Source organism: Stenotrophomonas sp. TWI1151, assembly GCF_039673135.1.
Classification (GTDB): domain Bacteria; phylum Pseudomonadota; class Gammaproteobacteria; order Xanthomonadales; family Xanthomonadaceae; genus Stenotrophomonas.
The window spans coordinates 46,024-70,799 of the sequence record NZ_JBDJLA010000007.1 but is presented as its reverse complement, the minus strand read 5'-3'; the positions used below and the strand labels follow the sequence as shown (position 1 = coordinate 70,799).

Here is a 24,776-nt window from a genome sequence, read left to right as displayed (position 1 = left end):
TGTCAGGCCGGAGAACGCACCGCGCGCCTACGCTCGCGCCAAGCGAGGCCGAGATGCGCAAGCAGGAAGGACAGTGCGCCGCCCACCAACATTCCCTGCGCGTACGCCATGGGCAGCCATATCGCTGCCGCCGCGCCGAGCGCCATGCCGACCAGGCTGACGGCGGCGGCAACGCGTTGCCGCGCCAGGTGCTGCGCCTGCGCACGCTGACGTTGCTGGACGGCCTCGCGCTTGTCGTTCGGCCGCAGGATGGCCTGGGCGATCGCGTCAGCTTGGGAAGGGGTCATCTACGCATCCTTGTGGTTGATCCTGGCCCGGATCTTCGCCTGTCACCGGGGCGAGGTAAAGCGCGGCGGGGTGTCAGACAAGTCGCAGTAGCGGTATAATTAGCCGCCGTACTATCCCGGATCCGCCTGCATGCTGGAAATCAAACACCAGGCTTTCCTGACCGAACTGGCGCGTCGTGGCCAGCCGGATACGGGGGAATTGGCGCTGTGTTTCCAGGTGCTGTCGCTGGCCAGCGCGATCAACCAGGACTGCGCGAGTCGTCTGGCACCGCTGGGCCTGAGCGAAGGGCGTTTCGTGCTCCTGTTCCTGCTGCGCGGTGCGGATACGGCCTTGTCGCCCCACCAATTGGCCGAGCGCGCCGGCGTCACCCGTGCCACCGTTACCGGCCTGCTGGATGGCCTGGAGCGCGAACACCTGGTGAGCCGCCACAGTGATCCGGATGACAAACGCCGCATCCATGTACGGCTGACCCCGGCGGGTCAGGCACTCGCTGCGCAACTGTTCGACCAGCAGACCGACTGGATCGCCTCGCTGTTCGCCGACATCAGCCCCAGGGAACGGCGCACGCTTAGCACGCTGTTGCAACGCGTGTGGTCGCGCACTGACGCAGGACGTGCCGCATGAAACCGCCCGTCACCCGCGAGCGACGCGGACAGCTGGATCGCGGTGAAGCCGAAGCCACGCATCTGACCGAAGTGCTGGCCGTCGATTTCGCCAAGCTGATGGCCAATGTCGCCCCTGATTTGCCCGCGTCGGCGATCACCCCGATGCGCAACGCTGCCAAGCGCGGCATCACCCTGCGCATGCAGGGCGCCGCCACGCTGCTGCGCGTGCACGGACACGGCGATCACGCGCGGTGGTCGCGCCATGCCAGTGACACGGTACGTGGCTGGGCCTGCTATCTGATTGGCAGCGACCCGGGGTTGTCACTGGAGCACAAGCTGGATGCGCTGCGCGCGCTGGCCGACGACGCACACTTCGGCGTGCGCGAGTGGGCGTGGCTGGCCGTGCGTCCGCATATCGTGTCCGAACCGCTGCGGGTGCTCACGCACCTGCACGGCTGGACCACCGACGCCTCGCCCAACGTGCGCCGCTTCGCCTGCGAAGCGCTGCGACCGCGGGGTGTTTGGGCAGCCCACATCGCGCTGTTCAAGCAGGAACCACAGCACGCCCTGCCGCTGCTGCAGGCGCTGTGCTGCGATGCCTCGCGCTACGTGCAGGATTCGGTCGGCAACTGGCTCAACGACGCCGGCAAAAGCCAGCCCGACTGGGTCCGCGCGCTCTGCAGCGAATGGCAGCAGCGGCATGCCGATGATCCGGCCAACACCTATATCCGCAAGCGCGCACTGCGCTCGCTCTGACCTCAAGGAATGCCATGTCGCACATGTTGATCGAGCTGTATACCGCCACCCCTGCCTGGACCGCGCTGGACCCGGTATCGCGCGGGGCGCTCTTCGCCCGCATCGGAGCGGGTATGCAAAACGTGGACCCCGCACGCGTCACACCGGTAGCGATGGGCCGTATCGAGCAGGACGTGCCGCACACCACGGCCGAGCAGTTCTATGCGGTGTGGCAGTGCGCCGAACGGCTGGATGCCGATGCCTTGCTGGCCGCGATCGGGGCCACCGGCTGGCATGAGTACTTCACCACCACGCACGCGGTAGGTGCAGCGGGGAACCTGCAGCAGCATCTGGCTGAGCTGGCGGCGCTGCCGCGGGGCTGATCGTATACGGCGGGTGCGTGGCGGCTGAATGCTCTTCGCAGTTGCGAATGAAACAGTTGGCACCTCCAAACCCCTGTGTTATCAATACTCCCCAATGAACGCACGCCCCGCCAATTCCTACTTTTGGTATTACTTTCCGAAGCCACCGGCGGAGGAAGGCATGCGCTCACCCTGAAGAAACCTTCAGACGCATTCCCGAAAGCCGCCAGCGCACCTGGCGGCTTTTTTGTTGCCGCCGCGCTGGGGACCCCCACTGCCAAGGAGTTACCCCATGCCCCCCCATACCGACGACCTGCGCATCCGCAAGATTGAACCGTTGACCCCGCCGGCGCAGCTGCTGGCGATGCTGCCCTGCGACGATGAAGCCTCCGATACGGTCAGCGCCTCGCGCGCGGCCCTGCACGAGATCCTGCACGGCCGCGACGACCGCCTGGCGGTGGTGATCGGCCCGTGCTCGATCCACGACCCGGTGGCCGCCATCGAATACGCCCAGCGCCTCAAGCCGCTGCGTGACGCTTACGCCAACGAGCTGGAAATCGTCATGCGCGTGTACTTCGAAAAGCCGCGCACCACGGTGGGCTGGAAGGGCCTGATCAACGATCCGGACCTGGATGGCAGCTTCAACATCAACAAGGGCCTGCGCGTGGCGCGTGGTCTGCTGCGCGACATCAACAAGCTCGGCCTGCCGGCCGGCGTCGAGTTCCTCGATGTGATCTCGCCGCAGTACATCGCCGACCTGGTGGCCTGGGGCGCCATTGGCGCGCGCACCACCGAAAGCCAGGTGCATCGCGAACTGGCCTCGGGGCTGTCGTGCCCGGTCGGGTTCAAGAACGGTACCGACGGCAACATCAAGATCGCCGCCGATGCGATCGGTGCGGCCTCCAACCCGCATCACTTCCTGTCGGTGACCAAGGAAGGCGGCACCGCCATCGTCGCCACCGCCGGCAACCCGGATTGCCACGTGATCCTGCGTGGCGGCAAGACGCCGAACTACGATGCCGACCACGTGGAAGCGACCAGCCAGACCCTGGCCAAGTCGCACCTGGCCGCGCGCATCATGATTGATGCGAGCCACGCCAACAGCAGCAAGAACCCGGAAAACCAGCCCAAGGTCATCGCCGACATCAACGCCCAGCTGGCCAATGGCGAAGAGCGCATCGTCGGGGTGATGGTGGAAAGCCACCTCGTGGCCGGTCGCCAGGACCTGGTCGACGGCCAGCCGCTGACCTACGGCCAGAGCATCACCGATGGCTGCATCGGCTGGGACAGCTCGCTGGCGGTGCTGGAAAGCCTCGCCGAAGCGGTGCGTGCGCGGCGGGCGGTGCGGATCAGCAAGGCGGCATAAGCGTGCGTTGATCCGGGGTAGAGCCACCCCATGGGTGGCTGCGCACAGCGCCGCGGAGCTTCATGCAGATCATGCAGGAGCAGCCACGCATGGCGTGGCTCTACCCCTGGGGTGTCGCGCGTCCGCTGATCACGCCACCCGCCGCAGCTTCGCCAACGCCAGATAGATCGCCGGCGTGGTGTACAGGGTCAGCCACTGGCTGACCAGCAGGCCGCCGACAATCGCAATGCCCAACGGCTGACGCATCTCCCAGCCCTCACCGGTCGCCAGCATCAGCGGTAACGTGCCCAGCAGGGCAGCCACGCTGGTCATCAGGATCGGACGGAACCGCAGCCGTGCGGCTTCGCAGATCGCGTCGTACGGCGACAGCCCGCGCTCGCGTTCGGCCGACAGCGCGAAATCGATGATCAGGATGGTGTTCTTCATCACCACGCCCACCAGCAGGAACAGGCCGAGCAGCGAGATCAGGTTCAACTCGTTGCCGAACGCCATCAGCGCCAGCAGTGCGCCCACGCCCGCCGAGGGCAGCGTGGAGAGGATCGCCAGCGGCTGCACGAAGCTTTCGTACAACACGCCCAGCACCAGATACACCGCCAGCATCGCGCCGAGGATCAGCCACAGCTGGCGCTCACGCAGTTTCTCGAAGCCACCGGCCTCGCCACTCAGCCTGGCCTGCACATGGGTGGGCAGCATGATGCCGGCCATCGCGCGGTCCACGGCTTTCACCGCCTGGTCCAGGGTGACGCCGGGTGCGAGGGCGAACTCGATCCAGACCGAGGCAAACTGCTGGCTGTGGTAAATGCGGTCCGGTGCCATGCCGTAGGACCAGCTGGCAATCGAGGACAGTGGCAGGCGCTGGCCGTCCTTGCCGATCACGTGGATCTGCTCCAGCGTGGAGGGATCCTGGGTATAGCGCGGGTCCAGTTCCATCACCACGCGGTACTGGTTGAGGGTGTCGTACAGCGTGGCGACCTGGCGCTGGCTGAAGGCGTTGTTGAGCACGGAGGCGATCATGCGCATGTCCACGCCCAGGCGTGCGGCGGCGTCGCGGTCGATGTCCAGCACCACCTGGCGCATGCCTTCATCGCCCTTGGATTCCACGTCCACCAGTTCGGGCAGGGCGCGCAGTGCGTCGGCCACCTTGGGGGCCCATTGCCGCAGGGGTTCCAGCTCGCCGGAGAGCAGCTGGAACTCATACTGGCCACTGTCGCCGCTGCCCTCCAGCTTGATGTCCTGGTCCACCCACAGGAACATGCCGCCGCCGGGAATCTTCGGCATGTTGCTGCGCAGGCGGTCGATCACCTGCTGGCTGGAGACCTTGCGCTCGGCCAGCGGCGTCATCTTGATCATGATGAAGGCGTTGTTGACCCCGCTGCGCCCGCCGATGTACCCGATGATGTCGCTGATCGCCGGGTCGGCCAGCAGCAGTTTGCGGTACGCCTCGATCTTGGGCTGCATGACCTGGAACGACAGGCCGTCGTCGCCACGCGCGAAGCCACGCAGCTGGGCGGTGTCCTGCTTGGGCACGATGCCCTTGGGCACCTGCTGGAACAGCCACACGTTCAACGCGATCACGCCGGCGAACAGCAGCAACGGCACCGCCAGCCAGCGCAGCATGGTCTGCAGGCTGCCCACATAGGCGCCGCGCAGGCGTTCGAACAGCGCGGTACCGGCGCGCTGCAGCCCATTGCCCGGGCCGGGTCGCGGCTGCCCGAGCAGGCGTGCGCACAGCATCGGGGTCAGGCTGAGCGAGACCAGCAGCGAGACGCCCATCGCCGCCACCAGGGTCAGCGAGAACTCGCGGAACAGCTTCTCGACGAAGTCATCCAGGAACAGGATCGAGATGAACACCACGGCCAGCGCGATGTTCATCGACAGCAGCGTGGCACCGACTTCCCCCGCGCCCCGCAGCGCGGCGGTCATCGGCGAAGCGCCTTCTTCGCGGTGGCGGGCGATGTTCTCCAGCACCACGATCGCATCGTCGACCACCAGCACCGCTGCCACGATCAGCGCCATCAGCGAAAGCGTGTTGAGCGAGAACCCGAGCAGGGCGATGATCGCCAGCGCGCCCAGCAGCGAGACCGGAATCGCCACGGTCGGCACCAGCGCCGCGCGCCAGTGGCCGAGGAAGGCCAACACCACCAGCACCACCAGCGCGATCGCCAGCAGCAGCGTCAGCTCGGCCTCGCGCAGGGTGGCGCGGATCACCGGCGAGCGGTCCATCACCACCTGCATGTCGATGGCGGCCGGCAGCAGTGCCTGCAGCGTGTCCATCTGCGCCTGGATGGCATCGACGGTCTCGATGATGTTCGCGTCCGGCTGGCGGCTGACGATCAGCAGCACCGCCGGGCGCTCGTTGTGGAAGCCGCTGGCATAGCGATCCTCCACGCCTTCGCTGATCCCGGCCACATCCTCCAGGTACACCGGGCGGCCGTCGCGCATCGCCACGATCAGGCGGCGGTACTCAGCGGCGGTGCGCAGCTGCAGCGTGGCCTCCAGCTGCCACTGCTGGGCCTGGCTGGCCACCGTGCCCAGTGGCTTGAGCGCGTTGGCGTTGCGGATCGCCGCAGCGATGTCGTCCAGCGCGATGCGCTGATGGTTCAGGGCATTGGGATCGAGCGAGACGCGCACCGCGGGCAGTGAGCTGCCGCCCACCTGCACCTCGCCGACGCCGGGAATCTGCGCCAGCTTCTGTGCGATCACGGTGGAGGCCACGTCGTAGATCTGACCCGGCGCGAGGCTGTCCGAGCTCAGCGCCAGCGCCATGATCGGCGCCTGCGAGGGATTCACCTTGCGGTACTGGGGCATGCCCGGCATGCCGCTGGGCAGCTGCGCGCGCGCGGCATTGATCGCCGCCTGCACGTCGCGCGCGGCATCGTCCACGTTGCGGCCGAGCGCGAATTTGAGCTCGACCTGGGTCGAGCCCTGGGTGCTGGCCGAGTCGATCCCGGTCAATCCCGGGATGGTGCCCAGGGCACGCTCCAGCGGCGTGGCGACGTTGGCCGCCATCGATTCCGGACTCGCGCCCGGCAGGCTGGCACTGACGTTGATCGCCGGGTAATCAACCTGCGGCAATGGCGCGACCGGCAGCAGGCGCAGCCCGAGCAGGCCGGCCAGCACCACCGCCACCGCCAGCAGCACGGTGGCGACGGGATGCTGCACGAACCAGCCGATCGCCCGCGACAGCGGACTCACGCCAGCGCCTCGTCAGCCCCGTCGGTCACCGGCGCCGGGCGCTGGCGGAAGCGGTCGAAGAACAGGTAGATCACCGGCGTGGTGAACAGGGTCAGCACCTGGCTGACGATCAGCCCACCGACCATCACCAGGCCCAGCGGCTGGCGCAGCTCCGCGCCCGAGCCACTGGCGAACATCAGCGGGATCGCGCCGAACAGCGCGGCCAGCGTGGTCATCAGGATCGGGCGGAAGCGCAGCAATGCGGCCTGATGGATCGCCTGACGCGGCGCCATGCCGTGCTCGCGCTCGGCCTCCAGCGCGAAGTCGATCATCATGATCGCGTTCTTCTTGACCAGCCCGATCAGCAGCACGATGCCGATCACCGCGATCAGGTCCAGGCTGCGCCCGCTGACCAGCAACGCCAGCAACGCACCCACGGTGGCCGAGGGCAGGGTGGAGAGGATGGTGATCGGATGGATGAAGCTCTCATAGAGCACGCCCAGCACCAGGTACATCACCACCACCGCCGCCAGCACCAGCCACAACGTGCTCGACAGCGAGGCGCGGAACGCATCGGCCGCCCCCTGCAGGCGCAGTTCGACGCTGGCCGGCAGGCCGATCGCGGCGCGGGCGCCTTCGATGGCCTCCACCGCTTCGCCCAGCGATGCCTCCGGGGCGAGGTTGAAGGAGAACGTCACCGCCGGGAACTGGCCGACATGGTTGATCAGCAGCTGCGCGGGGCGCTGTTCGATCCGTGCGATGCCGCCCAGCGGCACCTGCCGTCCGTCCGGACCGGTGACGTGCAGGCGTGCGATCGCATCCGGGCCGAAGGCCACGTCCGGGCGCGCTTCCAGCACCACGCGGTACTGGTTGGCCTGGGTGAAGATGGTCGAGATCTGGCGCTGCCCGAACGCGTCGTACAGCGCATCGGCGATGGTCTCCACGCTGATCCCCAGGCGCGCGGCGGCGACCCGGTCGATCACCACGTGTGCCTGCAGCCCTTGGTTCTGCAGATCGCTGGCGACGTCGGCCAGTGCCGGTGCCTGCTGCAGATGCTCGAGCAGGCGCGGCGTCCACGTCTCCAGCTGCGCGATATCCGGGCTGGTCAGGGTGAACTGGTACTGGGTCCGGCTGATCCGGTCTTCGATGCCCAGCTCCTGCACCGGCTGCAGGTACAGCCTGATGCCCGGGACATGCGCCACGCGCTGCTGCAGCCGCGCGATGATCGCCTGCGCATCGGCAGCGCGCTGTGCATGCGGTTTCAATTCGATCAGCAGGCGCCCGCTGTTGAGCGTGGCGTTGTTGCCGTCCACGCCGATGAACGAGGACAGGCTGGCCACGTCCTCATCCTCCAGCAACGCCGCCGACAACGCCTGCTGGCGCTGCGCCATCGCCTGGAAGGAGATCGACTGTGGCGCCTCGCTGATGCCCTGGATCAGCCCGGCATCCTGCACCGGGAAGAAGCCTTTGGGCACCCACACGTACAGCAGTGCCGTCAGTACGAGGGTGGCGACGGTGGCGGCCAGCATCAGCGGCTGGCGTTGCAGCACCCAGTGCAGCTGACGATCGTAGACCGCCACGACGCGATCGAACGGGTCACCCTGCTGCGCCGATTCCTGCCCATCCGCGTCGCGGCGGGTGGCATGACCGGCCTTGAGCAGGCGCGCGCACATCATCGGCGTCAGCGTCAGCGAGACCAGCAGCGAGATGCCGATCGCCACCGCCAGGGTGATCGCGAATTCGTGGAACAGCTTGCCGACCACGTCGGCCATGAACAGCAGCGGGATCAGCACCGCGATCAGCGACAGGGTCAGCGAGATCAGGGTGAAGCCGATCTGCCGGGCGCCCTTCAGCGCTGCCTGCATCGGCGTGGCACCGCGCTCCAGATGACGGGCGATGTTCTCCAGCATCACGATCGCATCGTCCACCACGAAACCGGTGGCGATGGTCAGCGCCATCAGGGTGAGATTGTTGAGCGAGAAGCCGGCCAGCAGCATCACCCCGAACGTGCCGACCAGCGACAGCGGGACCGCGATGCTGGGAATGATCGTGGCCGGGATGTTGCGCAGGAACAGGAAGGTGACCATCACCACCAGTGCGATCGCGATCAGCAGCTCGTGCTGCACGCCGCGGATCGAGGCGCGGATCGATTCGGTGCGATCGCTGAGGATGGCCACATCCACACCGGCCGGCAGCGAGGATTGCAGCTGCGGCAGCAGCGCACGCACCTGGTCGACCACGGCGATCACGTTCGCGCCGGGCTGGCGCTGGATGTTGATCAGCACCGCCGGGGTGGTGCCCGACCACGCGGCCAGCTGGCGGTTCTCGGCGCCATCTTCGATGGTGGCGACATCGCCCAGGCGCAGCGGTGCGCCGTCCTTCCAGGCCAGGATCAGGGCGCGGTACTCGGCCACCGAGCGCATCTGGTCGTTGGCATCGAGCATGATCGCGCGGGTCGGGCCGTCGAAGCTGCCCTTGGGCAGGTTGACGTTGGCCGTGCCGATCGCGGTGCGGATGCTGGCCATGCTCAGGCCGTTGGCGGCCAGCGCGGAGGGATTGACCTGGATGCGGACTGCCGGGCGCTGCCCGCCGGCCAGGCTGACCAGGCCGACGCCGGGCAGCTGCGAGATCCGCTGCGCCATGCGCGTATCGACCAGGTCGTGCACCTGCGGCAGCGACAGCCCCTGCGAGGTCACCGCCAAGGTCAGGATCGGGGTATCGGCCGGGTTGACCTTGCGGTACACCGGCGGCACCGGCAGGTCATCGGGCAGGAAGCTGTCGGCGGCGTTGATCGCGGCCTGCACTTCCTGCTCGGCCACGCCGAGCGCGACCTCCAGCGAGAACTGCAGGGTGATCACCGACGCGCCGCCGGAGCTGGTCGAGGACATCTGCTTCAACCCCGGGATCTGCCCCAGCTGCCGTTCCAGCGGCGCGGTGACCGCGCTGGTGGTGACATCCGGGCTGGCGCCGGGATACAGCGTGGTGATCTGGATGATCGGGTAATCGACCTGCGGCAGTGCCGCGACCGGCAGCAGGCGATAGGCCATCACGCCGGACAGCAGCAGCGCCACCATCAGCAGCGTGGTCGCGACCGGGCGCTCGATGAAGGGGCGCGAGAGGTTCATGCGCCGGTCCGCGGCGGGTCCTGCTCCACCACCTCGACCTTGGCGCCTTCGCGCAGGCCGTCGATGCCTTCCACCACCACGCGCTCGCCAGGCTTGAGGCCTTGGCGCACCGAGACGCGCTCGCCATCGGCCGGGCCGAGCACCACGGTGCGCAGCGACGAGGTGTCATCGGCCGCGATCACGTAGACGTAGCTGCCCTTGCTGCCGAACTGCACGGCCGCGTTGGGAATCACCACCGCATCGCTGCTGCTGACCTGCAGGCGCACGTTGACGAACTGGTTGGGGAACAACGACTCATCGGCGTTGGCGAACTGCGCGCGCAATTTGAGCGTGCCGGTGGCGGTATCGATGCGGTTGTCCAGGCTGGAGAGCACGCCGTCGCCGAGCGCGGTGCGCTCCTCGCGGTCCCAGGCTTCCACGGTCAACTGCGGATTGGCGCGTGCCGCAGCCACCACCGCCGGCAGGTCCGGCTCGGGCACGGTGAACAGCACGCTGATCGGGGTGGTCTGGGTGATGGTGGCCAGCGGCTCGGTATCGCCACTGCGCACCAGGTTGCCGACATCGACGTTGCGCAGGCCCATGCGCCCGGCCACCGGTGCGGTGATGCGGGTGTACTGCAGCTGCAGGCGTGCTTCATCCACCGCCGCCTGATCGGTCTGGCGGCGGCCCTGCAGCTGGCGGACCTTGCTCTGCTGATCACTCAGGTCCTGCGCGGAGACGAAGTGCTTGGTCTGCAGTTCGGCGAAGCGCTTGAGTTGGCTTTCGGCATTGTCCAGCTCGGCCAGGTTCTGCTGCTGGGTGCCCAGTGCACGCGACAGCTGCACCTGGAACGGGCGCGGATCGATCTCGGCCAGCAGCTCGCCGGCGGTGACGTGCTGACCCTCGGAGAATGCCAACCGCAGCAGTTCGCCATCCACGCGGCTGCGGATGCTCACCGTATGCAACGGGGTCACCGTGCCGAGCGCTTTCAGGCGCACCACCAGATCTTCCCGCGTCGCGGTGGCCACACGCACCGGGGTGGCGGTGCTCGCAGGCGCGGCCTCGGCGGTCGGCGCGGGCGACAACACCCGCCAGGCGATCACGGCGGCGGCCAGTACGGCCACGACCAACAGCGGTTTGAACAGACGACGGGAACGCGAGGGGAGCGGGGCAGACATGGGGCATCCTGCGCGCACGCCACACGGCGAACGCGTCCATGGTTTACCGGCCCGTGGGGGCAGGCGGGGCGAAGTGGGGTTGTCTGGCGGGGCCGCTGGTCGAATGCCGCAGCGTGGCTGGATACCGACCCGGGAGGGGCGGGGGCGTCATGGTACCTCGTGTGGATGCCTGCACTCACATGCCCTTGGTCATGGGGCGGGGCAGGGCCCGGGCGGATGGGTGCATTGCGTCATCCGACCAAGGTGGTCACGGGGCGGCGCATGCATACCGTCGGTACACGCCGCCACCCGACCAACGGTCGGGTGCTACCGGTGCATTGAACGTATGTCAGGCCACCCGACCAACGGTCGGGTGCTACCGGTGCATTGAACGTGTGTCAGGCCACCCGACCAACGGTCGGGTGCTACCGGTGCATTGAACGTTCCGTTCAATGCACCTCGTCGCGGTATACGAACTTCGGCATTTCCCAGTTGAAGTGGATGGCCAGCAGGCGGAACAGGAAGCCACCGCCCAGGCACCACAGCGTGGCCGCGTTGAGCGATACACCGAGTTCCAGCAGGGTCAGGTAGGCCGCCCCGGTGAGCAGGGTGATCACGGCATACAGTTCTTTCTGGAAGATCAACGGCACCTCGTTGCACAGCACATCGCGCAGCACGCCGCCGAACGCACCGGTCAGCATGCCGGCGATCAGGATGATCGGCACGGTGTGCCCGCCTTCGCGCGCGACTGCGCAGCCGATCAGGGTGAACGCGATCAGGCCCAGGCCATCGAGGACCAGGAAGGTGCGCCGGAAGTGGTGCATCCAGCGCGCCACCCAGGTCGCGATCAGCGCCGCGCAGATGGTGAAGCCCAGGTACTCCGGGTGCTTCACCCAGCCCAGTGGGTAATGGCCGAGCACGATGTCGCGCAGCGAGCCGCCACCGAGCGCGGTGACGCAGGCGATGATGACCACGCCGAACAGGTCCATGCGGCGGCGGCCGGCCGACAGCGCGCCGGTCATGGCTTCGGCCGAGATGGCGATGAGGTAGATCAGGGAGAGCAGCATGGGGGTGGCTCCGGGAAGCACGTCAGGCGGGGACGGAAACGCACACGCATCACGCCAGCGCCGCTGCACTGTCGTGGGGTGGGATTCCGTTGCCGCTCCCGCTGTCCTTTTGCCTGAGAGTTCGGTGGCCAAGGCCACGTGCCCCTTCGGCGGGTCATTGAAGACCTCTCTCCAGATCGGCGTGTCGGATGCATGGTTGGTGGCTGTGCAGCCACCGGCCTGAGCGATTATGGGAGCCTGCGCCTTCGGCGGGCGCCAGCGCGGCGCCTCTCTCCTGCATCCGGGGCGGATTCTAGCAGCCGCCGGGCCCGTGCCGGGGGATAATCCCGGTATGCCCGCTGAACCCGCCCTCTGGTACCTGTACCTGCTTGAATGCCGCAACGGCAGCTATTACGCCGGCATCAGCAACGACGTGGACGCGCGCTTCCAGGCCCATCTCGCCGGCAAAGGGGCGAAGTACACCCGGGCCAACCCCCCGGTGAAGGTGCTGGCGATGCGCGCCTACCCGGACCGCGCGACGGCGTCGAAGGCCGAGTGGCAGCTCAAGCGGCAACCGCGCGAGCGCAAGCTGGCGTGGCTGGCGCTGCCCGATCCCACGTAGCCCCGCGTGCGGGTTGTTCGGGCCTTCGTTGGCGGCATACCATCGACCCTCGTTCGTTGATCCGCTTGCCCAAGCCCTGGAGTGCCATGTCCCGCGATCTGTCGTTGTACCCGGAAGATGAGAATGGCGATGTGCTCTGGAACATGCTGCAGGATGGCGACGACCTGTCGATTCCGCGCGAGGTGGATTTCGCGCTGATCTTCCCGACCCAGGACGTGGCGATCGCCTTCGCCGTGCACCTGCTCAAGAACGACCAGAAGGTGTCCTTCGCGGCGTACGAGGGCAACGACGACTACCCGTGGCAGGTGGTGGTGCATCCGCTGATGCTGCCGACCCACCAGAACATCTCGGGCTTCGAAGGTCTGCTCGCCAGCGAGGCGGTCTCCTACAGCGGCCAGGTCGATGGCTGGGGATGTCTGTCGCAGGGCTGATCAGGGCGTGGGCGGTCGTTTCGGTCGGCGATCGTCCTGCGCATCACCGAAGATGATCCGGGCGCTGCGCTGGTAGCTCCAGTACGCCACCGCCCAGTTCAACAGCACCACCACGCGGTTGCGGAAGCCGATCAGGAAGAACACGTGCGCGGCCAGCCAGAACCACCAGGCCAGCACCCCGGAGAGCTGCAGCCGGCCGAGGTGGACGATGGCGGCCATGCGGCCGATGGTCGCCAGGTTGCCAAAGTCCTGATACTTGAACGGCCCGGGTGCGGGCCTGCCGGCCAGGCGCGCCTGGATCGTGGTGGCCACGTGCTTGCCCATCTGCTTGGCCGCCGGCGCGACGCCGGGCACCGGCTTGCCGTCGGCCTGGGTCAGTGCGGCCAGGTCACCAGCGACGAAGATCTCCGGGTGGCCGTCCAGGGTGAGATCGGGCTGCACCGGCACGCGGCCGGCGCGATCCAGTGGCACGTCCAGCGTGCGCGCCAGCGGTGAGGCGGCGACACCGGCGGCCCAGACCACGGTGCGGGCCTCGACGAAGCGCTCGCCGAGCTGGAAGCCTTCGGCATTGATGTCGCTGACGGGGGTGCCGGTGAGCACTTCCACGCCCAGCTTTTCCAGCTGCCGCCGTGCCTTGAGCGAGAGCACCTCGGGGAAGGTCGACAGCACGCGCGGGCCGGCTTCGACCAGGCGGACCTTGGCCGAGGCGGGATCGATATGGCGGAACTCATTGCGCAGCGTGTGCCGCGCGATCTCGGCCAGGGTGCCGGCCAGTTCCACGCCGGTGGGGCCGCCACCGACCACGGCGAAACTCAGCCAGGCCGCTTTGCGCGCGGGATCGGGTTCGGCCTCGGCGCGCTCGAAGGCGAGCAGCAGCTTGCGGCGCAGCGCGATGGCATCGTCCAGCGTCTTCAGGCCCGGCGCATCAGCCGCCCATTCGTCGTGGCCGAAATACGCATGGGTGGCACCGGTGCACAGCATCAGGGTGTCGTAGGCGATCTGCGTGCCATCGGCCAGGGTCGCGGTGCGCGCCGCCTTGTCGATGTCGGTCACTTCGCCCAGCCGCACTTCAACGTTGCGCTGGTCGCCGAGGATGTGGCGCAGCGGTGCGGCGATATCCGGCGCGGACAGGCCGGCGGTGGCCACCTGGTAGAGCAGCGGCTGGAACAGATGGTGGTTGCGACGGTCCACCAGGGTGATGCGCACGTGCGCCGAGGCGAGGGCACGGGTAGCCCAGAGGCCGGCAAAACCGCCACCGATGATGAGCAGGTGGAGCGTGGGATCGCGGGTCATGCTTCACTCCTTGGCGGGCGCCGGCGGGGGGCGGCGCAGGTCGTCTCGTGATGCGGCCCATGGTCGCACGTGAAGCGCGATGTTCACGTCGATGGCCGATACTGGGTTCAGGGGCCATCGCACTTGCCCGATGGCCGATCCGATCCCGCCCAGGAGACCGAGATGTCCGAACCGGAAAAGCGCATCGCCCTGTTGATCGATGCCGACAACGCGCCCTCGTCCAAGATCGATGCGGTGCTGGCCGAAGTCGCCCGCTATGGCGTGGCCAATGTCCGCCGCGCCTACGGCAACTGGAAGAGTCCGCGCTTGAAAGGGTGGGAATCGGTGCTGCACGAATACGCGATCCGCCCGATCCAGCAGTTCGCCTACAGCCGCGGCAAGAACGCCTCGGACATGGCCATGGTGATCGACGCGATGGACATGCTGTACGCCCGCAATCTGGACGGTTTTGCGATCGTCTCCAGCGACGCGGATTTCACCCCGCTGGTGATGCGCCTGCTGACCGACGGGGTGAAGGTGTACGGCTTCGGCGAAAAGAAAACGCCCGAGCCGTTCGTCAACGCCTGCTCGAAGTTCACCTACATCGAAGCGCTGGGTCAGCCGCATGCGGCCGATCAGGAAGTGGAGCAGGACAACGAGGAAACCCGCCCGCGCAAGAGCGGCCCGGAGCTGCGCAACGACACCCGCCTGGTGCAGATGCTGCGCCGCGCGGTGACCTCGGCCGAAGCCGAGGATGGCTGGTCACACCTGGGCCCGGTCGGCAGCCAGATCGGCAACCAGGCCTCCTTCGATTCGCGCAATTACGGGTACGGCAAACTCAGCGATCTGCTGGCCGCGACCGGCCTGTTCGAGATGAAGAAGGACGGCAAATCGACGTATGTGCGCGCGCTGCCGAAGAAGAGTGCGGCGAAGGCGACGAAGTAACAGCCCGCCGTTGGGCGTATCGTATCCGCACCGCGCGACCCGTGCCGCGCATCGCCCGATACGAGAGTCCGATCATGCTGAAAATCTGGGGCCGTCGCAATTCCAGCAACGTGCGCAAAGTGCTGTGGTGTGCCGAGGAGATCGGTGCGCCCTACGAGTCGATCGAAGTCGGCGGTGCATTCGGTGGCACGCAGTCGCCGGCGTACCGCGCGATGAATCCGAACGGGCTGGTGCCGGTGATCGAGGACCAGGGCCTGCCGCTGTGGGAATCCAACACGATCGTGCGTTATCTCTGCGCGCGCTACGCGCTGGGCACGCTGTACCCGGAGGACGTGGTGGCGCGCGCGCAGTCGGAGAAGTGGATGGACTGGACCACCTCGACCTTCGCCGGCGTGTTCCGCGATCTGTTCTGGGGCACGTTGCGGACCGCGCCCGCTGATCGGGATGAGGCGCGCATCGCTGCCGCACTGGTGCGCTCGGGCGAGTTGCTGGCCATGGCCGATGAGGCCTTGTCGCGGCAGCCGTATCTGTCCGGTGAGCAGTTCGCGATGGGCGATATCCCGCTGGGCGCCTTCATCTATGCCTGGTTCGAGATGCCGATCCAGCGGCCGGACCTGCCGCATCTGGCCGCCTGGTACGAACGGCTGAAGCAGCGGCCGGCGTACCAGCGTGGGGTCATGACGGCGTTGACCTGATCGGGGTGCCGGCCAGCGGCCGGCACTACCTCGTGCCGACAAACGGTCGGCACCTGCCGGCCTAGTACAGATCCATCGGATCCACATCCAGCGACCAGCGCACCCTGCGTGCCTGCGGCAGCGCGGAGATCTGCGGCGTCACCTGGTCCAGCACGCCATGCAGTGGGCGTCGCGCGGGTGAGGACAGCAGCAGCTGGGTGCGCTGGTAGCCGGCGCGGCGGGGCATCGGTGCCGGCATCGGGCCGTAGCGTTCCACCGCGGCATCGTCGGGAATCAACGCGCGCACCGCACTGAGCATCGCGTTGGCATGCTCCACCTGCTGCGCTTCGGCACGCAGCAGCGCCAGGTGCGCGAACGGCGGGAAACCGGCCGCCTCGCGCTGCTGAAGCTCCGCATCGGCAAAGGCGTGGTAGCCGCCGTTGACCAGCGTCTCCAGCAGGGGATGCCCCGGGTGGTGGGTCTGCAGCCAGACCTCGCCGGCATCCACCGCACGCCCGGCGCGGCCGGCGACCTGGATCAGCTGCTGGGCGAGCTTTTCACTGGCGCGGAAGTCGGCCGAGAACAGACCTTCATCGATGCCGACCACTACCACCAGGGTCAGCTTCGGCAGGTCGTGACCCTTGGCCAGGATCTGCGTGCCGACCAGAATCCCCGCGCGATCGCCCAGCAAGGCCAGCTGGGTTTCCAGCGCATCGCGCTTGCCGGTGGTGCCGCGGTCGATGCGGATCACCGGGAACTCCGGGAAGGCCTCGACCAGATGTTCTTCCAGCCGTTCGGTACCGATGCCCTGCGGCTGCAGCGCCAGGCTGCCGCAGTCCGGGCACGCCAGCGGCGCGGACTGGCGCGCACCACAATGGTGGCATTGCAGGCGCCGGCCACCGGCATGCACGGTCATCGGCGCATCGCAGCGCTGGCACGGCGCGGTCCAGCCACAGTCATGGCAGAGCAGCACGGGCGCATAACCGCGGCGGTTCTTGAACACCAGCACCTGGTGCCCGGCTTGCAGATGCTGGGTGATGCCGGCCAGTACTTCCGGCGAGAGCCCATCGCGCAACGGTCGTTTGCGCACATCGAGCACGCGCACCACCGGCGGGCGCGCGGCGCCGGCGCGCTGCTTCAGGCGCAGGTGGGTGTAACGGCCGGCATGCGCGTTGTGCAGCGATTCCAGCGACGGCGTGGCGCTGCCGAGCACGACGGCGACGTCCAGTGCCTTGGCGCGTACCAGCGCGAAATCGCGCGCGTGATAGCGGATGCCGTCCTGCTGTTTGTAACTGCCGTCGTGCTCTTCGTCGATCACGATCAGGCCCGCATGCGGCAGTGGCGTGAACACCGCCGAGCGCGTGCCGACGATGACCTGTGCTTCGCCCCGCGCGGCGGCGGCCCACACGCGGGCGCGCTCGTTGTCGTTCAAGCCCGAGTGCAGCACATGCACCGGAATGCCCAGGCGGTTGCGGAAGCGCGACAGCGTCTGCGGGGTCAGCCCGATCTCCGGCACCAGCACCAGCGCCTGCTTGCCGCGTGCCAGGCAGGCGACGATCGCCTGCAGGTAGACCTCGGTCTTGCCGCTGCCGGTCACGCCATCGAGGAGGAAGGCACCAAAACCGTCGGCGGCGGTGATCGCGGCGATCGCCTCGGCCTGTTCGGCGTTGGGCGCGGGGCCGCTTGCCGGCGAGGCGATGGCCGGTGAATGCGCCAGCGCGATCCGTTCGACCAGCTCGCGCTTGGCCAGCGACCGGGCCGCGCTGCGCCAGTCGTCCATCAAGGTATCCAGGCGGTCTTCGTTCACCACGCCCTCGGCCAGGCACTCGGCCAGACGTTGCGGGCGGGTACCGCTGCGCAGCTTGGGCTGCGGGTCGCGGCCGGCCGCCGTCAGCTGCCAGCCCCACTGATGGGTGTCCGGCACGGCCTCACCCCGCCGCAGCGGACCGGGCAGGGCCGTGCTGATCACCTCGCCCAGCGGGGCATGGGTGTAGCGCGCCAGCCACTGCAGCGAGCGCCACAGCTCACCGGTCACCAGCGGCGTGGTGTCGATCCACTCGATCGCGGCACGCAGGCTGCCCGGGTCCTCGACCTGGCCGATCCCGGCCACCACGCCGATCAGCTCCCGCGAGCCGAACGGCACCCGGACCCGCTGCCCGGTCATCCCCGGGTCCGGGGCTGGCCCGGGCGGCGGGGCATAGTCGAACAAGTGCGGCAGCGGCACCGGCAGGGCGACGCGCAGGGTCGAAGACGAGGAGGTCATCGGGCCAGTGTAGCGGGCAGGGGCGGAGCGGATCACGCCCATTCACCGTCTCAACCGGGTGCGCGCCCAATCATAAATCCCACCTAAATATCCGACTTGATTGGAGATTCAGGCTTATCCACATCTTCTGTGGATAAGTCTGTGTGCCACTGCGTATGTGACCGCCTTGCGTCAGGAACTTCCGACGTTCTGCTCAGGTTGGTCAAAAAATAGCCAAGCAACAATAAGCAATAAAAACAACAACATAGCTGTGAAACAAAGTTGAAACAGACTTGACGTGGGGCTCACGTGTGGTTCTACCCCGGTTTTGCGTGGTGCTGTGCACAACCTTTTGCGCCGGAAGGCTTTGCGGAGCGTGGCCGCTCACAGGAAATGAACATCCGCGCGCCGCTGGAGTGACGCAATCGCTATCATTTCCACACAATGATGGAGTTGCTATGACGGCTGCGCCCGCCCCCGTTTCTTCTACCGCAGCCGGCGCGCTGTCGGCGTTTCTCCGTGGCGTTGAACGCCGCGCCCTGGTCGTGGCCGAGCTGCAGTGCGGCGACCCGACCGTCGCCGAACAGGCGCTGGTCGCCGTCATGCGCGCCTTCGCCGGCATCGCCAGCGATCTGCCCATGGCCCAGTGGCCGGAGCGGTTCTGGTCGCTGCTGGTGCACCGCGCGCCGTTGCGCGAGCCGGCCGCAGGCCGTTGGCCTGCCCCCTTGGAGCACCTGGCCGGGCTGACCCCGCCGGCGCGGTTGGCCTTTGTGCTGCGGATCGGTGGCGGGCTGGATGAAGCCGCGGCCGCGCAGATCCTGGATCTGCCGATGGCCGACTACCAGCACGCACTGGCCGATGCTTGCCCGCGCGATGCCCATGGCAACCCGGATGCCGCCGGCTGGCGCGCGCTGGCCGAGCAGGTCCAGCTGCGTATCCGCGATCTGCCCGCCAGCCGGCTGCAGCGCCTGCAGCAACCGGTGGCGGCCCCGGCCAGCCAGCAACCCGATACCGCCTCCTGGCGCACGCCGGTCAAGTCCGATGCCCCCACCCAGCGCCGTCCGCTCAAGCGCCAGCGCGGCCGTCGTTTCCCGTGGAAGGGCGTGCTGATCGTGGCCGTCACTGCCGGCGTGCTGCTCAGCGGCGCGGCGTGGTGGAAACACGCCCGTCAGGGTGGCGAGCCCATGGCCGATACCCCCGAAGGTGCCGTCGCCGATGCCGGCCCGGTCACGGTCGAAGCGTTGCCGGCGGCCGACCTGCCGACCGTGGCGCCGACCGCCTCGCCCTACGCGGCCACGGACGCGGCGATGCTGGCCGATCCGGATCTGCCGACCGCCCGCGATGCCGATCTGTACGCATGGTTTGCTGCGGGTGGCCCCGTGCCCGTGGATGAATCCCAGGCCCAGCCGAGCCGCCCCGAACCCGCTACCGCCGGCCTGGAGACGGCTGCCGCCGATGAGTAAGCCTGTCTTCCTGCTGATCGCCCTCGGGCTTTCCAGTGCGGCCATCGCCGCCCCCAACCGGGTGGAGGTGCCGCTCGCGGTGCCGGCGCCGGCCAGTGCCACTGCACCGGCGATCCCGACCACCCCCGCAGCGCTGGATCCGGCCCAGCTGCGCGAGCTGCGCAGCCGCTATGCCGCCTGGCAGGCCATGACCGAAAGCGAGCGTGCCCGTGTCCGCGCCGCGGCGGCGCGCGTGGCGGCGCTGCCGCCGGCCCAGCAGCAGGCGCTTCGCCAGCGCTTCGCCGAACAGGACCAGCGCTTCCGCGACGGCTGGCTGCTTGGCCCACAGCTCGGGCATGAGTTCACCAAGCTGCAGGGCCTGTTCGGGTATCTGCCGGCCGAGCAGCGCCCCACCGCGCTGGCGGTGCTGCGCCAGCTCACGCCCTCCCAGCTCACCCAGCTGACCCTGGTCGCCCAGCGCACTCCACCGCAGGACCGCGACCGCGTGCGCGCCGAATTCCTTGGCGTGGCGCCGGCCGCACGGGACAGCTGGCTGCGCGAGAACGTGGGCCACTGACGGCTTCGGCCCGTTTACCTGAAAGCGCGGCTTTTCCCCGGCCGCGCGCGTAAGATGGCGGGCCGCAACCCGGTGCCTGTGCCCTCCGCGCGCGACCGTAGTTGCCGTCTGTGACTCCCATGTCTACCGCTTCCTCCACGCCGCGCCTCTCCCGGGAAGTGCGCGCCACCGGTCTGCTCGCGCTGCCGTTGGTTCTGGGCCATGTCTCCACCGGCCTGATCTCTTTCGTCGACAACGTGATCGCCGGTCACCACGGCACCCACACCCTCGCGGCCGTCACCATCGGCACGGCGCTGCTGTGGCTGCCGATGCTGATCCCGATCGGCACCCTGATCTCGCTGACCGCCTCGGTGTCGCAGCTGCACGGTGCGGGCCGCGAGCGCGAGATCGGTCCGCTGTTCCGCCAGGCGCTGTGGCTGGCGCTGGGGCTGGGGCTGATCATGTTCACTTTCCTCACGGTGGTGCCGCCGCTGCTGCCGGCGTTCGGCATCGCGCCGGATATCGTGCCCGGCGCGACCGCGTTCCTGCATGCGGTGCGCTGGGGCGGCCCAGCGCTGACGCTGTACTTCTGCATGCGCTACCTCAGCGAAGGGATGCACTGGACGCTGCCGACCATGCTGCTCGGCTTTGGTGGCCTGTTGGTGCTGGCGCCGCTGGGCTACGTGCTCTGCTACGGCAAGCTCGGCTTCCCCGAGCTGGGCGCCGAAGGCCTGGGCATGGCCTCGGCGATCATGATGTGGCTGCAGGCGCTGTGCTTTGCCGGTTACCTGTGGAAGACCAAGCGCTTCGCCCACCTGCAGTTGTTCTCGCACTTCGACGCGCCGCGCTGGAGCGCGATCTGGGAGCTGCTGCGCACCGGCCTGCCGATCGGCATCACCGTGCTGATGGAAGGCGGCCTGTTCATCGTCACCGCGCTGCTGATCGGCCGCCTCGGCGCCACCGAAGCGGCCTCGCACCAGATCGCGATCAATGTGGCGCAGCTGTGCTTCATGATCCCGATGGGCGTGGCCGAAGCCACCACGGTGCGGGTCGGCCATGCGGTCGGCAGCGGCAACGGGCTGGGTGTGCGCCGCGCGGCGATCGCCGGGCTGCTGATCATCCTGGGCACCCAGACGCTGTCGGCGCTGGTGCTGCTGCTTGGCCATGACGCCATCGTCGGCGTCTACACGAACGATCTGGGCGTGGCTGCACTGGCCTCGACCCTGCTGCTGTATGCAGCCGCGTTCCAGTTCCCGGATGGCATCCAGGTGCTTTCGGCCGGTGCGTTGCGCGGCCTGAAGGACACCCGCGTGCCGATGTTCATCGCCATGTTCTCGTACTGGGGCCTGGGCATGCCGCTCGGCGCCGGGCTGGGACTGGGCTTGGGCATGGGCCCGCAGGGCATGTGGCTGGGCCTGATCCTGGGCCTGACCGCCGCCGCGATCCTCATGGCCTGGCGCCTGCGCGTGAGCAGCGCCCGTGCCGGCCTCCCATCGACCCCCTGACTTGTGTCCGATGCCGGCGCGCCCGGCAACGGCTATTCTGGCACCACGGCAAGAAGCCACTCTGGAGTTACCCCCATGAACCAACCCGCGCGTCGCAATCCCGTCGCCAGCTTCTTCATCGGGCTGTGGGATGTGATGAACTTTACCCGCCGGCTCATCCTCAACCTGGTGTTCTTCGGCCTGCTGTTCCTGATCCTGATCCTTTTCATCGTCGCGATGGGCAAGAGCGCGACCTCGAAGGCGTCGCTGCAGGACCGCACCACGCTGGTCATCGCGCCGGAAGGTCGGCTGGTCGAGCAGTTCAGCGCCGATCCGGTCAGCCGCGCGCTGGGCAAGGCCGTCGGTGACAAGGGCGCCGAAGAAATCCAGCTGCGTGATCTGATCCGCGCGCTGGAGGCGGCCAAGACCGACAAGAAGATCGAGCGTGTGGTGCTGGAGCTGGACAAGCTGCAGCCGAGCGGCTTCGCCTCGATGCGCGAAGTGACCGTTGCGCTGCAGGAACTGCGTGCCGCCGGCAAGCAGGTCGTGGCCTTCAGCGAGAACATGAGCCAGTCGCAGTACCTGCTGGCCTCGCAGGCCGATGAGGTCTACCTGGACCCGATGGGCGGCGTGGTGCTCGAGGGCCTGGGCCGCTATCGCCAGTACTTCCGCACCGGCCTGCAGGACAAGCTGGGCGTGGACGTGCACCTGTTCAAGGTGGGTGAGTACAAGTCGGCCGCCGAGCCGTACGTGCTGGACGCCGCATCGCCGCAGGCCAAGGAAGCCGACCTGTTCTGGATGAACGATGTGTGGCAGCGCTACCTGGCCGACATCGCCAAGGCACGCAAGCTCGACCCGGCCCAGCTGGCCGCCGGCATCGATACCATGCCCGAAGGCATCGCCGCCGCCGGTGGCGACCTGGCCAAGTTCGCCCTGCAGCAGAAGCTGGTGGACGGCCTGAAGACGCGCGAGGAAGTGGACACCCTGCTCACCGAGCGCGGCATCGCCGACGACGACGCGGACGGTGGCTACCGCAACGTCAATCTGGATGCCTACCTGAGCGTGCTCGATGGCCGCCGTTCGCCGGTGGATTCGCGTCCGCAGGTGGCGGTGATCGTGGCGTCCGGTGAAATCTCCGGTGGCGATCTGCCGGCCGGTCGCATCGGTGGCGAGTCGACCTCGGCCCTGCTGCGCGAAGCGCGCGACGACAAGGACGTGAAGGCCGTGGTGCTGCGCGTGAGCTCGCCGGGCGGTGAAGTGTTCGCCTCCGAGCAGATCCGCCGTGAAGTGGTCGCGCTGAAGGAAGCCGGCAAGCCGGTGGTGGTCTCGATGGGCGATCTGGCCGCCTCGGGCGGTTACTGGATCAGCATGAATGCCGATCGCATCTACGCTGACCCCTCCACGATCACCGGTTCGATCGGCATCTTCGGGATGATCCCGAACGTGGCCCGCTCGCTGGACAAGATCGGCGTGCATACCGATGGCGTGGGCACCACCCGCTTCGCCGGTGCGTTCGACATCACCCGCCCGATGGACCCGGCCGTGGGCCAGGTCATCCAGTCGGTGATCAACAAGGGCTACGCCGATTTCACCGGCAAGGTCGCCGCCGCGCGCAACAAGCCGGTGGAAGCGGTTGATGAAGTCGCCCGCGGTCGTGTGTGGAGCGGTGCGCAGGCCAAGGAACGTGGCCTGGTCGATGACTTCGGTGGCCTGAAGGCCGCGGTGGCGGATGCCGCCAGCCGCGCCAAGCTTGGTGAGGCCGGCAAGTTCCGCGTGCGTTACATCGAGAAGGCGGCCACGCCGTTCGCGCAGTTCCTCAGCGGCTTCGCCGGCAGCCATGCCGGTGCCTGGATGCTGGGCGAGTCGGGCATGGCCCGTCTGATGCTGGCCCGTTCGATGCCGGAGCTGGACACCCAGCTGCGCTTCGTCGAAGACGCCGCACGCGACCCGCGCAACAACGCCGCGCCGGTCAAGACGCTGGTGTACTGCTTCTGCGGTCTGTAAGCGGCCTCAGCGGTACTGTGTGACACCCGAACGCCCGGCCTGTGCCGGGCGTTCTGCCATCCGGCCGATGCGTGTCAGGGGCTGGGCGGTGGCGTGTCACCGCTGGCGCGGTCGGCTTCGGCAGCGCGGGCATCGGCGGACTGCTGCAGGGTGTCACTGACCGCCTTGGCGCGGTCGATCGGTGCCTGGATCGCATCGCGCAGTTCAGTGGCCTGCGGTTCCGGTGGTGTGTCCGGTGCCGGTGGCACTGGCCGGTTGCAGGCGCTCAGCGCGATCATCGCGAGCAGCGGCAGGGCAATACGGATCGTCATGGCAACCTCCCTCGGTGAGCCGGTAGCGGAGCATCAGTGTCCCACCGCCTCGCGCCTTGCGCGTGATGGCGTCCGGTAGGCCGGCCATCGCGCGTTATCCTATCCGGGCCGCACCGTGGGTGCTGCATCCCATGGATCACCGCAGGAGAAGCACGTGAGCGCGCAACGTTGGCGACTGGATGGACAGACCGCATTGATCACCGGCGCGAGTGCCGGCATCGGCTTGGCGATCGCGCGCGAACTGCTGGGCTTCGGTGCGGACCTGCTGATCGTCGGCCGCGATGCGGATGCGCTGGAGATGGCCCGCGATGAACTGGCTGATGCCTACCCGGATCGTGAGATCCACGGGCTGGCTGCCGACGTCTCCGATGACGAGGACCGCCGCGAAATCCTGGACTGGGTGGAGGACCACAGCGATGGGCTGCACATCCTGGTCAACAACGCCGGTGGCAACATCAGCAAGCCGGCCACCGAATACACCGAAGACGAGTGGCGCGGGATCTTCGAGACCAACCTGTTTTCGGCGTTCGAGCTGTCGCGCTACGCGCACCCGCTGCTGGCGCGGCACGCGGCCTCGGCGATCGTCAACGTCGGCAGCGTGTCCGGCCTGACCCACGTGCGCAGCGGCGCGGTGTACGGCATGACCAAGGCCGCGATGCACCAGATGACCCGCAATCTGGCCGTGGAGTGGGCAGAGGACGGCATCCGCGTCAACGCCGTGGCGCCGTGGTACATCCGCACCCGGCGGACCTCCGGGCCGTTGTCCGATCCGGACTACTACGAGCAGGTGATCGACCGCACGCCGATGCGCCGTATCGGCGAGCCCGAAGAGGTGGCGGCGGCGGTCGGTTTCCTGTGCCTGCCAGCCTCCAGCTACGTCACCGGCGAGTGCATCGCGGTGGACGGCGGGTTCCTGCGCTACGGGTTCTGAGCCGGCCAGCGGCCGGCACTGCCGG

Annotated in this window: 21 protein-coding genes and 2 riboswitches; of the genes, 13 read left to right on the top strand and 8 right to left on the bottom strand. The window is 68.1% G+C overall.

The window, feature by feature from the left end:
* Positions 1-2: 2 nt before the first annotated feature.
* On the bottom strand, positions 3-287 hold the full coding sequence (locus ABE422_RS10370) for a hypothetical protein (protein WP_346482923.1): 285 nt from the start codon (positions 285-287) through the stop codon (positions 3-5).
* Positions 288-417: 130 nt separating this feature from the next.
* Here ABE422_RS10370 and ABE422_RS10365 point away from each other — a divergent pair, with 130 nt between their 5' ends.
* From ABE422_RS10365 to aroG, 4 genes are all read left to right on the top strand, one after another.
* Positions 418-912 carry a MarR family transcriptional regulator gene (locus tag ABE422_RS10365; RefSeq protein ID WP_346482922.1) on the top strand — a complete coding sequence of 165 codons (495 nt, stop codon included), beginning with the start codon at positions 418-420 and terminating at the stop codon, positions 910-912.
* Entirely contained in the window at positions 909-1,649 is a 741-nt protein-coding gene (locus tag ABE422_RS10360) for a DNA alkylation repair protein (RefSeq protein WP_313209032.1), read from the top strand. The genes ABE422_RS10365 and ABE422_RS10360 overlap by 4 nt, the downstream gene beginning before the upstream one ends.
* 14 nt (positions 1,650-1,663) lie before the next feature.
* Positions 1,664-2,011, top strand: a complete 348-nt coding sequence (locus tag ABE422_RS10355) for a DUF6616 family protein (RefSeq protein ID WP_265308789.1) — start codon at positions 1,664-1,666, stop codon at positions 2,009-2,011.
* Between the two features lie 271 nt (positions 2,012-2,282).
* Positions 2,283-3,356, top strand: coding sequence for a 3-deoxy-7-phosphoheptulonate synthase AroG (gene aroG, locus ABE422_RS10350; RefSeq protein ID WP_346481540.1), 1,074 nt, complete (start codon positions 2,283-2,285; stop codon positions 3,354-3,356).
* 129 nt (positions 3,357-3,485) lie between these two features.
* On the opposite strand, the gene ABE422_RS10345 is transcribed toward aroG, so the two are convergent.
* From ABE422_RS10345 to ABE422_RS10330, 4 genes are all read right to left on the bottom strand, one after another.
* The gene (locus tag ABE422_RS10345) at positions 3,486-6,551 is read right to left on the bottom strand and encodes an efflux RND transporter permease subunit (RefSeq protein ID WP_346482921.1); all 3,066 of its coding nucleotides are present in this window, start codon (positions 6,549-6,551) and stop codon (positions 3,486-3,488) included.
* Positions 6,548-9,655 (bottom strand): MdtB/MuxB family multidrug efflux RND transporter permease subunit, encoded by a 3,108-nt coding sequence (locus tag ABE422_RS10340; protein WP_346482920.1) that lies wholly within the window; start codon positions 9,653-9,655, stop codon positions 6,548-6,550. Before ABE422_RS10340 ends, ABE422_RS10345 begins: the two co-directional genes overlap by 4 nt.
* Positions 9,652-10,812, bottom strand: a complete 1,161-nt coding sequence (locus ABE422_RS10335; RefSeq protein WP_346482919.1) for an MdtA/MuxA family multidrug efflux RND transporter periplasmic adaptor subunit — start codon at positions 10,810-10,812, stop codon at positions 9,652-9,654. Before ABE422_RS10335 ends, ABE422_RS10340 begins: the two co-directional genes overlap by 4 nt.
* A gap of 428 nt (positions 10,813-11,240) precedes the next feature.
* Entirely contained in the window at positions 11,241-11,858 is a 618-nt protein-coding gene (locus ABE422_RS10330; RefSeq protein WP_313209037.1) for a trimeric intracellular cation channel family protein, read from the bottom strand.
* A 93-nt stretch (positions 11,859-11,951) separates the two neighbouring features.
* Positions 11,952-12,043, bottom strand: a riboswitch (glycine riboswitch).
* An 8-nt stretch (positions 12,044-12,051) separates the two neighbouring features.
* Positions 12,052-12,145, bottom strand: a riboswitch (glycine riboswitch).
* Between the two features lie 44 nt (positions 12,146-12,189).
* On the opposite strand from ABE422_RS10330, the gene ABE422_RS10325 reads away from it, so the two are divergent.
* The gene (locus ABE422_RS10325) at positions 12,190-12,459 is read left to right on the top strand and encodes a GIY-YIG nuclease family protein (RefSeq protein ID WP_313209038.1); all 270 of its coding nucleotides are present in this window, start codon (positions 12,190-12,192) and stop codon (positions 12,457-12,459) included.
* An 86-nt stretch (positions 12,460-12,545) separates the two neighbouring features.
* Positions 12,546-12,890: a ribonuclease E inhibitor RraB gene (locus ABE422_RS10320; RefSeq protein ID WP_313209039.1), complete on the top strand. Its 345-nt coding sequence runs from the start codon at positions 12,546-12,548 to the stop codon at positions 12,888-12,890.
* Here the strand turns inward: ABE422_RS10320 and ABE422_RS10315 are convergent, their stop codons facing one another.
* Complete coding sequence (locus ABE422_RS10315; RefSeq protein WP_346482918.1) at positions 12,891-14,183, bottom strand: NAD(P)/FAD-dependent oxidoreductase; 1,293 nt, start codon at positions 14,181-14,183, stop codon at positions 12,891-12,893.
* 162 nt (positions 14,184-14,345) lie between these two features.
* Between ABE422_RS10315 and ABE422_RS10310 the strand changes: the two genes are divergently transcribed.
* Together ABE422_RS10310 and ABE422_RS10305 are read left to right on the top strand one after the other, a co-directional pair.
* Entirely contained in the window at positions 14,346-15,107 is a 762-nt protein-coding gene (locus ABE422_RS10310) for an NYN domain-containing protein (RefSeq protein ID WP_102788585.1), read from the top strand.
* A gap of 74 nt (positions 15,108-15,181) precedes the next feature.
* On the top strand, positions 15,182-15,802 hold the full coding sequence (locus ABE422_RS10305; protein ID WP_070472123.1) for a glutathione S-transferase: 621 nt from the start codon (positions 15,182-15,184) through the stop codon (positions 15,800-15,802).
* Between the two features lie 61 nt (positions 15,803-15,863).
* On the opposite strand, the gene ABE422_RS10300 is transcribed toward ABE422_RS10305, so the two are convergent.
* A complete protein-coding gene (locus tag ABE422_RS10300; protein ID WP_313209041.1) occupies positions 15,864-18,044 on the bottom strand; it encodes a primosomal protein N' in 2,181 nt (726 codons plus the stop codon).
* Between the two features lie 437 nt (positions 18,045-18,481).
* On the opposite strand from ABE422_RS10300, the gene ABE422_RS10295 reads away from it, so the two are divergent.
* The 4 genes from ABE422_RS10295 to sppA all read left to right on the top strand — a co-directional run bounded on the left by ABE422_RS10295 (position 18,482) and on the right by sppA (position 23,509).
* Positions 18,482-19,486 carry a hypothetical protein gene (locus ABE422_RS10295; RefSeq protein WP_346482917.1) on the top strand — a complete coding sequence of 335 codons (1,005 nt, stop codon included), beginning with the start codon at positions 18,482-18,484 and terminating at the stop codon, positions 19,484-19,486.
* Positions 19,479-20,042: a DUF3106 domain-containing protein gene (locus tag ABE422_RS10290; RefSeq protein ID WP_313209043.1), complete on the top strand. Its 564-nt coding sequence runs from the start codon at positions 19,479-19,481 to the stop codon at positions 20,040-20,042. Before ABE422_RS10295 ends, ABE422_RS10290 begins: the two co-directional genes overlap by 8 nt.
* A gap of 119 nt (positions 20,043-20,161) precedes the next feature.
* Positions 20,162-21,526 carry an MATE family efflux transporter gene (locus tag ABE422_RS10285; RefSeq protein WP_313219492.1) on the top strand — a complete coding sequence of 455 codons (1,365 nt, stop codon included), beginning with the start codon at positions 20,162-20,164 and terminating at the stop codon, positions 21,524-21,526.
* Between the two features lie 75 nt (positions 21,527-21,601).
* On the top strand, positions 21,602-23,509 hold the full coding sequence (gene sppA, locus ABE422_RS10280; protein ID WP_313219493.1) for a signal peptide peptidase SppA: 1,908 nt from the start codon (positions 21,602-21,604) through the stop codon (positions 23,507-23,509).
* 74 nt (positions 23,510-23,583) lie between these two features.
* Here sppA and ABE422_RS10275 read toward each other — a convergent pair whose 3' ends face one another.
* Complete coding sequence (locus tag ABE422_RS10275; protein WP_313219494.1) at positions 23,584-23,820, bottom strand: hypothetical protein; 237 nt, start codon at positions 23,818-23,820, stop codon at positions 23,584-23,586.
* A gap of 154 nt (positions 23,821-23,974) precedes the next feature.
* On the opposite strand from ABE422_RS10275, the gene ABE422_RS10270 reads away from it, so the two are divergent.
* Positions 23,975-24,751, top strand: a complete 777-nt coding sequence (locus ABE422_RS10270) for an SDR family oxidoreductase (RefSeq protein WP_046274143.1) — start codon at positions 23,975-23,977, stop codon at positions 24,749-24,751.
* Positions 24,752-24,776: the final 25 nt, after the last annotated feature.